The organism is Chryseobacterium balustinum (assembly GCF_900168205.1).
Taxonomy (GTDB): domain Bacteria; phylum Bacteroidota; class Bacteroidia; order Flavobacteriales; family Weeksellaceae; genus Chryseobacterium; species Chryseobacterium balustinum.
This window is the reverse complement of the sequence record NZ_FUZE01000012.1, coordinates 73,906-87,401: the sequence shown is the minus strand read 5'-3', so window position 1 is coordinate 87,401 and position 13,496 is coordinate 73,906. Positions and strand designations below refer to the sequence as shown.

Here is a 13,496-nt window from a genome sequence, read left to right as displayed (position 1 = left end):
TTTTTCCAGAATATACGTTCTCTTATGTTTATGCTCTCAATTGTTGCATTCTCAATCTAAGGAAATTCAATTCCTGAGCGGGACAGATTCTGAGCATACGAAAGAATGGGATTTTTGGATAAATGGTGGAAGAAAATCAGGAAACTGGAACAAAATCCAAGTTCCTTCACAATGGGAACAGCAGGGATTTGGCTCGTACAATTACGGACGAGATTACGTAACCTACGGCAAAAACTTTAAATTCAATGATGAAGTTGGTTTGTATAAACACAAATTTTCAGTTCCAAATTCGTGGAAAGGTAAATCGGTTAACATCGTTTTCGAAGGTTCGATGACCGATACCGAAGTGAAAATCAACGGTAAATTAGCCGGAGAAATTCACCAAGGTGCTTTTTATGAATTTAAATATGATATTTCTGGCAAATTAAATTTCGGAAAAGAAAATATTCTTGAAGTCAAAGTTTCGAAAATGTCTGCTGATAAATCGGTCAACAATGCAGAACGATTGGCTGATTATTGGGTTTTGGGAGGGATTTTCAGACCAGTTTATTTGGAAGCTTGCCCAAAAGAAAATATCTCAGCAACATCAATTGATGCCAAAGCAGATGGAACTTTTCGTTCAAATATTTATTTAAAAGGAATCCAAGCAGTTGATAATTTAAAGGTCGAAATCTTTGATGCAAAAAACACTCTTGTTGGTGAATCTCAGATTCAAATTCAAACAGGAGATACCTTAAAACATATTCAATTCTCCGTTAAAAATCCTAAACTCTGGACAGCTGAAACACCCAATTTATACAAAGCAAAATTCAGTTTAAATAAAAAAAGAAAAAATATTTTCCAAACCGAAGAGAAATTCGGTTTCCGAACCATTGAAATCAAAAAAGGTGACGGAATTTACATCAACGGAACCAAAATCAAAATGAAAGGCATCAACCGTCACGTTTGGTGGCCTGAAACTGGACGAGCAGTCAACAAAAACATCGATTTGATGGATGCTCAGTTCATCAAAGAAATGAATATGAATGCCGTTCGTTGTTCGCATTATCCACCCAATAAATCGTTTTTGCAGATTTGTGATTCTTTAGGTTTGTACGTTTTGGATGAATTGGCGGGTTGGCAAAAAAAATACAGTACCGCAGTTGGGAAAAAGCTTGTAAAAGAAATGGTTACAAGAGATGCCAATCATCCTTCTATCATTTTCTGGAGCAACGGAAACGAAGGTGGACATAATTTTGATTTGGATACAGAATATGCAAAATATGATTTGTCAAATCGACCTGTCATCCACGCACATCACAAACCTGGAAATGCTTTCAATGGTATTGACTGTAATCATTACGAAGATTATTACAGCACAAAAAAAATCCTCGAGGGCGAAAATATTTATATGCCAACCGAGTTTCTTCACGCGCAGGATGACGGCGGTGGCGGAACTTCATTAGCCGATTATTGGGAACTTCATTGGAATTCCCAAAAAGGAGCAGGCGGTTTTCTTTGGGCGTTTGCAGATGAAGGTTTGGTAAGAACCGATTTTAATAATCAAATCGATGTGAATGCCATCAACGCTCCGGATGGAGTTGTCGGACCACATCGTGAAAAAGAGGGGAGTTTTTATGCGATTCGGGAAATTTACAGTCCGGTAAAAATTGATTTGAAAACATTGCCGAATGATTTTAATGGAATCATTCCTGTTGAAAATCGTTATCATTTTACCAATCTAAATGAATGTCAGTTTGAATGGAAACTGGTTAAATTTAAAACACCATTTTCTTTAGAATCAGGATTTCAGATTATTCAAAAAGGAAAAACAGAATCTCCGAATATTAAACCAACAGAAAAAGGAAATATCAATTTAAATCTTCCTTCAACCTGGAAAGAAATGGAAGGTTTATTATTAACCGCAACCGATTCTTTTGGTAAAGAAATTTACACCTGGACTTGGAAAATTAAATGTAATGATGACATTTCAAAACAGTTTTCAAAATTTTTAATCAAAGAATTTCCAGTTTCAGTTTCAGAAAATGATTCATTATTTATTTTAAAATCAGAAGAAAAAGAATTCTCGTTTGGCAAAAAAGACGGATTACTAAAGTCAGTCATTTTAGATAAAAAAGGAAAAAAAATAATTTTCCGAAACGGACCTGTTTTCGTGAATGGAAAAACAGAATTATCATCCATAAAATCTTTTGCAGAAAGTGAAAACCAAGTCATTGAAATTTCATACAAAGACGGAAAAAAAGTAGTTTGGAAACTGAATCAAAATGGAATTTTAGAATTGAATTATGAATATTCGCTTTCCGGAGATTACCAGTTTTCAGGCGTAAGTTTTGATTATCCTGAAAATTATGTCATCAGCGCAAAATGGTTAGGCAAAGGTCCGTATCACGTTTGGAAAAACAGAACTCAAGGACAAACTTATAATGTTTGGCAAAATCTACGAAACTCAACCCGAACTGGTTTTTCGCCTTGGATTTATCCTGAATTTAAAGGTTATTTCGATGATATTTCTTGGATGCAATTGAATACAGCAGAAGGAAAAATCACTGTTGGAACTAAAGAAGAAAAAATGTTCGTTAGGCTTTTTGATTTCTACGGAATTTATGGTGCTGAAGGTTATCCGAAACTTCCAACGGGTAATATTTCATTTTTAGATGCGATTCCGCCATTGGGAACTGTTTTGGCGTTTAATATTAATAATGATACAGCAACTTTAGGACCCGAAAGTGAACCAAATCATCTAAATGGAACGTTTAAAAGAACATTGTATTTCTATTTCGGTTTGCCGAATTTAGGCGATGAAAATAAGCAGTTTATAATGCCAAAAGAAAATATTTTAACAGATTAATGATGAAGAATTGGATGAAATTTTTAACGCTTTTCTTAGGTTCGTTTTTGTTAGCACAACAGACAACTTTTAAGTTTGATTTTGGTGGAAACAGAGTCGAAAAAGGTTTCATTCCGATTACATCAACTTCAAAATTTGATAAAAAAATCGGTTACGGATTTATGGATATTTCCGGTTTAAAATCTGTATATAATGGAGGAAATGCTTTGACAAGTGATTTTATTACGAGCGATAAACCATTTTATTTTTCAGTTGCGATTCCTGAAGGCAATTATGATATTCAATTAAATCTAGGCGATTCAAAAGGAACTTCTGAAACAACTGTCCGTGTAGAAAACCGTCGACTGATGCTGAATGATGTCAAAACAAAGAAAGGTGAAATTGTTGAAAAACAAATTACAGTTCACGTAAAAGATAGCATTATCCGAAATCAAAATGGAATTGAAATCGGGATTGTAAAGTTAAAACCGAGAGAAAGAAAATATTTACATTGGGACAACTTATTGACCATTGAATTCAACGACAAGGCTCCGAAAGTCTGTTCGGTAATCGTCCAACCCAACAAAAGTGCTAAAACGATATTTATAACGGGTGATTCTACAGTTGTCGACGCGCAATATGAGCCTTGGGCGTCTTGGGGGCAAATGTTGCCGTATTTTTTCGTTCCGAATGAAGTCGTTATTGCGAATTATGCCGAAAGCGGAGAAACTTTAAAAGCATTTGAAGATCGCCACCGAATCGATAAAATCTGGAATAAAATAAAACCCGGAGATTATCTGTTCATCCAGTTTGGGCACAACGACCAGAAATACGGAAACAGTACGAAATCCGGTTATAGAAAAAGGTTAAAAGAATGGATTCTGAAAGCAAAACAACTGGGTGCAGTTCCTGTTTTAGTTACTTCGATGAACCGTCGTGTTTTTGATAAAAATAATAAAATTGTCAATACTTTGGATGACTTTCCCGATGCAATGCGTGAAATTGCAAAAGAAGAAAATGTATATTTAATTGATTTGAATGCGTTGAGTAAAACCTTATTTGAAGCAATGGGTCCGGAAGCTGCAAAGAAAGCATTTGTCTATTATCCTGCAAATTCTTATCCCAATCAGGCGACCGCTTTGGCAGATGATACGCATTTCAACACATATGGGGCATACGAATTGGCGAAGTGTGTGGTAAAATCTATTGTTGATGAAAATTTGCCTTTGAAGAAATATATTTCAAAAAGTTATAAAAATTTTAACCCCAATAAACCTGATGATGTTGAAAAATTCCATTGGCCAGAAAGTATCTTTATGGAAACTTTAAAACCCGATGGAAATTGAAAAAAATCTCTGAGTAATAATAAGCAGTTTGTCATTCTGAATGAAACGAAGTGGAGTGAAGAATCTATTTGTAAGCAGATTTCTCGTTCCTCGACACGAGAGCTTGCTCGAACTGAACGAAGTTAAATGACAAACGTTAAAAGTAAAGATTTAATAATGAAAATTAAAAATATCATAAAACTCAGCGTTATCTGTTTTGCGTTCGGAAATCTTTCCGCACAAAATCCGTGGCCAAAAACTACTGAGACTGCCAAACCTTGGACACGTTGGTGGTGGATGGGAAGTGCCGTTGATGAAAAAGGATTAGATAAACAATTGACGACACTTTCCCAAGCAGGTTTTGGAGGTGTAGAAATCGTTCCAATTTATGGTGCAAAAGGATTTGAAGATAAATACATCAATTATCTTTCTCCGGAATGGATGAAAATGCTTCAGTTCACTACCAACAAAGCAAAAAGCCTGAATATGGGTGTCGATATGTCGGTTGGAACAGGTTGGCCAATTGGTGGACCGCAGGTTGACGAACAGGATGCTGCGACGAAAATGATTGTTCAGACTTACACGATTGCTCCAGATGAAAAATTTTCGGAAAAGATTGTTTTAAAAGATGAAAAACAAAAGAATTTAAAGACGGTTAAATTAGATATTGTAACGGCTTATAATGAGAAAAACGAAGCTGTTGTTTTGACTGATAAAGTGAATAGTGATGGTGTTTTAGATTGGAAACCTAATTCTGGTAAATGGACTGTTTATGCAGTTTTTATTGGAAAAACGCTTCAAAAAGTAAAACGTGCAGCTCCGGGAGGAGATGGTTATACTTTAGACCATTTTTCACCGGAAGCAACTAAAGATTATTTGAAAACTTTTGATAAAGCTTTTGGAAATTCCAACTACGGAGTTCGTTCTTTTTTCAATGATAGTTACGAAGTTTACAACGCTGATTGGACGCCGGATTTTAAAGATGAATTTAAAAAAAGACGGGGATACGATGTAAGCCCGTACATCAAATATTTGGTAAATAATGAAGAAAACGAAATTGCGGGTAGAATAAAATCAGATTACAGAGAAACGATGAGTGAATTGATTTTAAATAATTTCACCAAAGATTTCACCAATTGGGCACATTCCAAAAATTCTAAAAATACCAATCAAGCACACGGTTCGCCGGGAAATTTATTGGATTTGTATGCTGCGGTCGATATTCCTGAATCTGAAACTTTTGGAAGCACAAAATTCGATATTACAGGGTTGAGAAGAAATGTGGAAGATATCAATACAAAAGAAATTCCTGATATTAATATGCTGAAATTTGCATCTTCGGCTGCAAATGTTACCGGAAAACCTTTGATTTCTAATGAATCTTTTACGTGGTTGACGGAACATTTTAAAACTTCGTGGTCACAGGTAAAACCCGAAGCCGAGCAGATTTTTTTGTCTGGAATCAATCACATTTTTTACCACGGAACGACGTATACGCCTTCAGATGTTCAGTTTCCAGGCTGGCTGTTTTATGCTTCTACCAATTTTGTTTCGGAGAATAGCTTGTGGCCGCATTTGAAAGGTCTTAATTCTTATATTGAAAGAACTCAAAGTGTTTTGCAGAGCGGAAAACCAGATAATGAACTGTTGATGTATTGGCCAATTTATGACCAATGGGCGAGTCCGAAAGGGAAAGATGTAACATTTAAAGTTCATAATGTTGAAAAGTGGTTACAGCCAACAGTGATGTACAAAAACCTGACAGAATTAAGCAAAATTGGATATTCTATTGATATGGTTTCTGATAAAATGATTAGCGAATCGAAGTCGGAAAATCAGAATATTCACGTTACCAAAAATGGTGGTTCTTACAAGGTTTTAGTTATTCCGGAATTGACTTATTTGCCTGAATCTACTTTAAAAAATATTTTGGAATTGGCTCAAAACGGAGCTTCAATTATTTTTCAAAACGAACCGAAAGATATTCCAGGAAATTTTGAAGTGGAAAAAAGAAGAACTCAATTAAAATCTTTATGGAATAAAATTCCGTTTCAAAACCAGGCCGGAAATGTGAAAATGGCAAGCTTCGGAAAAGGTAAAATTGTTTTGAGTTCGGATGTTGCGAAAGCTTTAGAATATTTAAAAATAGAAAGAGAAAAACTGACCGACACCGGATTGAAATTCGTAAGAAGACAGTTTGATGGCGGAAAATATTATTACATCGTCAATCATACTTCAAAAGAAATCAATGAGTTTGTTCCTTTAAATTATTCAGGAAAACAGGTGGCTTTGATGAATCCTGAAAATGGAAATTTTGGAATTGGTGAAACACAGAATAATTCGGTTAGAATTCAACTAAAATCTGGTGAATCATTAGTTGTAAAAGCTTCTGAAAATACAGATAATTCAATTTCAAAATGGAAATATATTGAAAAAACAGATACTCCGATTGTTTTAAATCAACCTTGGCAACTGACTTTCAAAGAAGGCGGACCTGAACTTCCGAAATCCAAAACTTTAAACAAGCTTCAACCTTGGACGAATTTTACAGAAGATTCATCAACGCAGAGTTTTTCAGGAACAGGAGTGTATACGACTTCATTTAAACTAAAGAAAAATAAAGCAGATGATTTTGTTCTGAAATTTAACAAGCTGTACGAAAGTGCAAAAGTAATCGTCAATGGTCAGGATGCAGGAATTGTGTGGAGCATTCCGTTTGAAATCAACATTGGAAAATATTTAAAGAAAGGAAAAAATACCATTCAAATCGAGGTTTGTAATCTGATGGCGAATCGAATTAAATATATGGATGAAAATAAAATCCAGTGGAGAAATTATCACGAAATCAATTTTGTAAATATCGATTATAAACCATTCGACGCATCCAATTGGAAAGTACAAACTTCCGGTTTGGATGGCAAGATTCAATTAATTCCAATCCATTATTCAAAATAAAATTTTAAAATAAATGAATAACAAAATATTAAAAACATTCGCATTAGGAACTTTGCTGACATTCAGTTTTTCTAATGCTCAGCAGAAACCCAAAGTCGTTTTAGATAATTTTTTTAACAACGAAAAAAAAGAAAATAAAGAAACCAAAGAATTGGAATCTTGGCATTACACGTGGAACGACACTACCAATGGTGGATTTTCTTTGTTGGGAGAAATTTTCACAAAACAAGGTGCGGAAATCAGTACTTTGACAACTGCACCCACCAAAAAAGATTTGAAAAATGCCAATATTTACATCATCGTTGATGCAGATATTGACAAAGAAGCGTACGGCGGAAAGGCCAATCTGATAGACCCAACAAGCATCAAAAATTTGAAGGATTGGGTTAAAAAAGGAGGTGTTTTGGTATTGATGAGCAACGACAACGGTAATTCGGAATTTGAACATTTCAACAAATTAGCTGGAGAATTCGGAATTCATTTCAACGATGACAGTTATAACCGGGTTCAGAAAAGAGAATTTGAACAGGGAAAAGTGATGGTTCCTGAAGGAAATGAAATTTTTTCTGAGCAAAAATTATATATGAAAGAAGTGGCAACGATTTCTGTGAAAAATCCAGCCAAAGAATTGTTGTCAGCAGAAGGGAAAAATATCGGAGCTATTGCAAAATTCGGCAAAGGGACGGTTTTCGCATTAGGCGATCCTTGGTGTTACAACGAATATATCGACGGCAAAAAATTACCCGCAGATTTTACCAATTATCAGGGAACTGAAGAATGGGTAAAGTGGCTGTTGAAGCAAACTTCAAAAAAATAAAAACAGAAGTGCAATCGATTGAATTATTGTTTAATTGTCCAAGGTTATTTAGATTATCAAATTTATTGACATAGGAAAATGGAGCGTTAAAAAAAATAAAATTTAATCCGTTAAAAAACTCCCACTGTTCGAAGCGCGACACAAAGTTTAATTCGAAGAAAGAATGCTTATTTCGCGCAAGTTTGGAAATTTTAGGAGTAAATTTTAATTTTTAGCGGAAGTTTCCAAGTCTTGAATTTTTGATTCTTTTGTTTTAAGACAAAAGAATTATTTAAAAAGAAATTGTGATTTTAAGTGAATAATTATTAAAAAACAAAATCCATTTATCGTGAATATAAAATTTAAGTACATTACAATTGCGGTTTTGTTTTCGCAATTCTTTTCTGCACAAAGACAAATGGAATATCTGAAAAGAGGAATTGTCGCTATGCCTGCAGATTCGGGAGTTTTTGTAAGTTGGCGTTTGCTCGGAACAGAAGCTCAAAATACCCATTTTGATTTATATCGAGTTGATAACAATTCGACCAAAAAACTGAATGAAAAATCACTTCTAAATGAAACTAATTTTTTAGATAAAACCGCTGACAAAGCAAAGAATTATACCTATTTCGTTAAATCAAATACTCAGGATAAAACGATAGACATTGATTCTGCAAAATATGTAGCGAATCAGAAACCATATTTTTCAATTCCATTAAAAACACCAATTGGATACACACCAAATGATGCTTCTGTTGCAGATCTGGATGGCGATGGCGAATATGAAATTATCCTTCATCAAACAGGAAGGTCAAAAGATAATAGTCAAAAAGGCGAGACAGATCCACCGATTATTCAGGCTTATAAAATGAATGGTAAACTTTTGTGGGAGATTAATTTAGGGAAGAACATACGAGAAGGTGCGCATTATACACAATTTTTGGTTTACGATTTAGACCAGGACGGCAAAGCTGAAATCGTAATGAAAACCGCCGATGGAAGCAAAGACGGAAAAGGAAAGTTTATCGGAGATCCTACAAAAAATTACGTCAACGAAAACGGAATGATTCTTTCCGGACCGGAATTTTTAACGGTTTTTAATGGCGAAACGGGCGAAGAAATTCATACAGTCAATTATCAGGTTCCAAGGTTTGCTGAAAGTTTAAATCCAACCGCCGAGCAAATGACGGAAACTTGGGGCGATGCAAAAGGAAATCGTATCGACCGGTTTTTGGGAGCTGTCGCTTATTTGGACGGAAAAACGCCGAGTATCATTATGTCGAGAGGATATTACACACGAACAGCTATTGCAGCCTGGGATTTTAAAGATAAAAAACTGAGTTTACGATGGCTTTTTGATACTGAAAGTTCAGAAGAAAATAAGCAATATCGAGGACAAGGAAATCATAATTTAGCTATTGCAGACGTCGATAACGACGGAAAAGATGAAATTGTTTACGGTGCAATGACCGTTGATGACGACGGAAAAGTTTTGAACAGCACAGGTTATGGTCACGGCGATGCTTTGCACGTTGGTGATTTAGACCCAAGCAATCCGGGACTGGAAATTTTTGATATTCAGGAAAGATTTGATGATGCGGGAGCGCATTTTCGGGATGGGAAAACCGGAAATGTCTTATGGAAATTACCTTCGACAGTTTATAGTAAAGCAGGTAAATTTCAAGGACCGGGAAGAGGTTTGTCTTTAAATATCGACCCTCGTTACGAAGGTTCAGAATCTTGGGCTGCAGGAGCAGGATTGAAAGGAGTTTACAGCGCAAAAGGAAAAAAAATTAGCGACAAAAACCCGCCTGCCAATATGGGAATCTATTGGGATGGAGATTTTTTAAGCGAAATTTTAGATGGAACTGTCGTTTCAAAATGGGACTGGAAAAAAGAACAGTCGAACGTGATTTTCGATGCTAAAAGCTTTCAGTGTGAATCGAATAACGGAACTAAAAAGAATCCGTCTTTGGTTGCCGATCTTTTTGGAGACTGGCGTGAAGAAGTAATGTACAAAACAGCAGACAATCAGGAATTGAGAATTTTTTCTACCACAATTCCTACCAAGCACAGATTGTATACTTTGATGCACAATCCACAATATCGTTTGAGTATCGTTTGGCAAAATGTGGGTTACAATCAGCCACCGCACACCGATTATTATTTGGATGAATCGATTAAAGAAATGCCAAAACCGAATATTTACACTGTAACTCCTAAACAATAATTAATTATGAAAATCAAAATCATTATTCCGCTTATCTTATTGGTTGTATTTATTGGAGTTTCATTTCAAAAACTTCAGGAGAAACCTGTTCTTTACATTATCGGAGATTCTACGGTACAAAACGGTTCAGGCAAAGGTGCAGATTCACTTTGGGGATGGGGAAGTTTTATGAATTTATATTTTAATACAGATAAAATCGAAATTCAGAATCACGCAAAAGGGGGACGAAGCAGCAGAACATTTTTGACGGAAGGACGTTGGGATTCTATTATGAAAACCATTAAAAAAGGCGATTATGTTTTGATGCAGTTCGGTCATAACGATGGTGGAGAATTGGTCGATACTTTGAGAGCAAGAGGTACGATCAAAGGCATTGGAATTGAATCGAAAGATATTTATAATCCTATTCGTAAAGTAAACGAAACGGTTTATACATACGGATACTATATGAGAAAATATGCATATGAAGCAAAAGCAAAAGGAGCAATTCCGATTATTGTTTCGCCTATTCCAAGAAATAAATTTAATGAAAAGGGTAAAATAGAAAAAGATCAATATGGAATTTGGGCACAGGAAGTAGCCAAACAAACCGGAGCTTACTTTATAGATTTAAATGAAATGGTGATTGAAAAATATGATCAAATGGGACAAGAAAAAGTAAAAGGTTATTTTCCGAAAGACCATACTCATACGAACGAGGCAGGGGCGATTCTGAATGCAGAATTGGTAACGAAAGGAATTAAGAAATTAAAAAATTGCGAACTCAAGAATTATATAAAATAAAAATAAATATTATGAAAAAGCTATTAACAACAGGTTTTTTTGCACTGATCATCGGAGGAATTACTTCCTGCTCGGTTCAGAAAAACAATACATCAGCAAAGGTTGAGCTTCCCAATAAAAAAGAAGTTTTGGAAGTTTCAAGAAGAGCCAATCAATATTTTATGAACAAATGGCCCGATACGGGAAAAGATATCGTTGGTAAAAAAGTATGGCCAAGTAATCTTTGGACAAGAGCTGTTTATTACGAAGGATTGATTGCTTTATACAAAGTTGATCCTAAAAAAGAATATTATGATTACGCAATGTCTTGGGCCAATAACCATAAATGGGATCTGATGCGTGGAACGTATACCCGAAATGCTGATCATCAAGCTTGTGGACAAACTTACATCGATTTGTATGAAATCGACGGTAAAAAACATCCGGAAAGAATTAAAAATGTAAAAGCCTCAATGGATAGCATGATTGCCACTCCTAAAGTGGATGATTGGTGGTGGATTGATGCACTTCAAATGTCAATGCCGATTTTCACTAAATTAGGCAGAATCACAGGAGAGCAAAAGTATTTTGATAAAAACTACGAGATGTATGCTTACACAAAATATAAGCATGGAGGAAATGGTCTTTACAATCCGGTAGATAAGATCTGGTGGCGTGACAAAAGTTTTGTACCACCTTACAAAGAACCGAATGGTGAAGATTGTTATTGGAGCAGAGGAAACGGTTGGGTAGTGGCTGCTTTGGCAAAAACGCTTGAAGATACTCCAAAATCAGATCCTCATTATCAGGAATATTTGCAGGATTATAAAGATTTGTTGGCTGCTTTGCTTCCGATTCAGCGAGAAGATGGTTTTTGGAATGTAAGTCTCCATGATCCAAACAATTTTGGAGGGAAAGAAATGACAGGAACAGCTTTGTTCGTTTACGGAATGGCCTATGGAATTAATAATAACCTAATCGACAGAGGTACTTATCTTCCTGTTTTAGTTAAAGCCTGGAATGCGATTGTGAAAGATTCTGTACAACCTAATGGATTTTTGGGTTGGGTACAAGGAACAGGAAAAGAGCCAAAAGACGGTCAGCCGCTTTCTATCAGTAAAGAACCAGACTTTGAAGACTACGGTTTAGGTTGCTTATTGCTTGCAGGAAGCGAAGTATATAAATTGAAATAAATTTTTCATTTTTAACCAAATTGAAAGACTTAATGATGAAAATTGTTAAGTCTTTTTTTGTTGATTTAATACTTGATGTCGCTTTTAAATTATTAAAAAGTGAAAATAAACAAGAATCAACGATGTTTTTAGCAAAATAATTTTGTCGGAAAAATGTTTAAAACCAATATAACTATCAATAAAACAATATGTTGAAAAATATATGCATGACATTAGAAAAAATCTTATTTTTTCAAAAAATTTAAGCATGACACTACAAGATGCGCAATCGATTACATCTTGTTAATTTTCAAACTCAACCAATACGATAAATTATGAATGCATTATTAGGAATTTTATTTCATTTTTTAGGAGGATTTTCTTCAGGAAGCTTTTATTTGCCTTATAAAAAGGTAAAAGGCTGGTCTTGGGAAACTTTTTGGTTGATAGGTGGGACTTTCTCATGGATTATCGTTCCGCCATTGGCCGCATTTTTAACGATTCCTGGTTTTTGGGACATTATACAAAATGAAAGTTCATCTATTTTAGGGCTTACATTTTTATTTGGTGCTCTGTGGGGAATAGGGGGATTTATGTATGGTTTGGGAGTTCGCTATTTAGGGGTTGCCTTAGGAAGCAGTATTATGTTGGGGTTAACGATGGTAATTGGTTCGCTTGTTCCTTCAATTTTTTATGAATTTTCTCCACAAGACGGAAAAGATAATATTGGTTTAATGCTTTCAAACTCGTGGGGACAAATGGTTCTGTTAGGACTTTTTGTGTGTGTTATCGGAATTATTATTAGCGGAAAAGCTGGTGTGATGAAAGATAAAGAACTTAAAACAGATTCAATAGATCCGCACGGTGTAGAAGTGAAAACAGAATATAAATTTGGATTAGGTTTAACTGTTGCTATTATTTCGGGAGTTTTGAGTGCCTGTTTTAATTTCGGATTAGAGGCAGGAAAACCAATGGCAAATGTTGCTAATGAAGCCTGGAAAATAGCAAATCCTTCACAAGGTGAGTTTTTATTTCAGAATAATGTAACCTATGTGGTGGTACTTTGGGGTGGAATGGCTTCTAATCTTATTGGTTGCCTTTATCTTTCATTTAAAAATAAATCGTACACAGATTACGCCAAAAAAAATGTACCTGTTGTAAAAAATATCATTTTCTGTGCAATGGCAGGAACAATGTGGTTTTTACAGTTTTTCTTTTACGGGATGGGAGAGAGCAAACTGGGGAATGGCCCAAGTTCATGGATCTTACATATGGCATTTATCATTTTGATTGCTAATTTGTGGGGTGTTATCATCAAAGAATGGAAAGGCGTTTCGAAAAAAACAATTACCACGATTTCCGTAGGAATGATTGTAATGTTTATCTCAATTTTAATTGTAGGTTACGGAAATTCATTAAGATAATAATG

At 35.1% G+C, this 13,496-nt stretch carries 8 protein-coding genes; all 8 read left to right on the top strand.

Features of this window, described 5'->3' with window-relative positions; all coding sequences use genetic code 11:
- Window positions 1–43 precede the first annotated feature (43 nt).
- A complete protein-coding gene (locus tag B5X64_RS14020) occupies window positions 44–2,848 on the top strand; it encodes a glycoside hydrolase family 2 protein (protein ID WP_228418923.1) in 2,805 nt (934 codons plus the stop codon).
- Window positions 2,848–4,173, top strand: a complete 1,326-nt coding sequence (locus B5X64_RS14015; RefSeq protein ID WP_228418921.1) for a rhamnogalacturonan acetylesterase — start codon at window positions 2,848–2,850, stop codon at window positions 4,171–4,173. The genes B5X64_RS14020 and B5X64_RS14015 overlap by 1 nt, the downstream gene beginning before the upstream one ends.
- 156 nt (window positions 4,174–4,329) lie before the next feature.
- On the top strand, window positions 4,330–7,107 hold the full coding sequence (locus tag B5X64_RS14010) for a glycosyl hydrolase (RefSeq protein ID WP_079465870.1): 2,778 nt from the start codon (window positions 4,330–4,332) through the stop codon (window positions 7,105–7,107).
- Between the two features lie 13 nt (window positions 7,108–7,120).
- Entirely contained in the window at window positions 7,121–7,924 is an 804-nt protein-coding gene (locus tag B5X64_RS14005; protein WP_079465849.1) for a lacto-N-biose phosphorylase central domain-containing protein, read from the top strand.
- A 328-nt stretch (window positions 7,925–8,252) separates the two neighbouring features.
- Window positions 8,253–10,133, top strand: a complete 1,881-nt coding sequence (locus B5X64_RS14000) for a rhamnogalacturonan lyase (protein WP_079465848.1) — start codon at window positions 8,253–8,255, stop codon at window positions 10,131–10,133.
- A gap of 6 nt (window positions 10,134–10,139) precedes the next feature.
- Window positions 10,140–10,916: a rhamnogalacturonan acetylesterase gene (locus B5X64_RS13995; RefSeq protein ID WP_079465847.1), complete on the top strand. Its 777-nt coding sequence runs from the start codon at window positions 10,140–10,142 to the stop codon at window positions 10,914–10,916.
- A gap of 11 nt (window positions 10,917–10,927) precedes the next feature.
- A complete protein-coding gene (locus B5X64_RS13990; protein WP_079465846.1) occupies window positions 10,928–12,088 on the top strand; it encodes a glycoside hydrolase family 88/105 protein in 1,161 nt (386 codons plus the stop codon).
- A 314-nt stretch (window positions 12,089–12,402) separates the two neighbouring features.
- Window positions 12,403–13,491 (top strand): L-rhamnose/proton symporter RhaT, encoded by a 1,089-nt coding sequence (gene rhaT / locus B5X64_RS13985; RefSeq protein WP_079465845.1) that lies wholly within the window; start codon window positions 12,403–12,405, stop codon window positions 13,489–13,491.
- Window positions 13,492–13,496 lie beyond the last annotated feature (5 nt).

Bases quoted from the DNA above. Each gene is read 5' to 3' on its own strand.
- B5X64_RS14015 (WP_228418921.1), top strand. From the start codon at position 2,848: ATGATGAAGAATTGGATGAAATTTTTAACGCTTTTCTTAGGTTCGTTT.
- B5X64_RS14010 (WP_079465870.1), top strand. From the start codon at position 4,330: ATGAAAATTAAAAATATCATAAAACTCAGCGTTATCTGTTTTGCGTTC.
- B5X64_RS14005 (WP_079465849.1), top strand. From the start codon at position 7,121: ATGAATAACAAAATATTAAAAACATTCGCATTAGGAACTTTGCTGACA.
- B5X64_RS13995 (WP_079465847.1), top strand. From the start codon at position 10,140: ATGAAAATCAAAATCATTATTCCGCTTATCTTATTGGTTGTATTTATT.
- B5X64_RS13990 (WP_079465846.1), top strand. From the start codon at position 10,928: ATGAAAAAGCTATTAACAACAGGTTTTTTTGCACTGATCATCGGAGGA.
- rhaT (WP_079465845.1), top strand. From the start codon at position 12,403: ATGAATGCATTATTAGGAATTTTATTTCATTTTTTAGGAGGATTTTCT.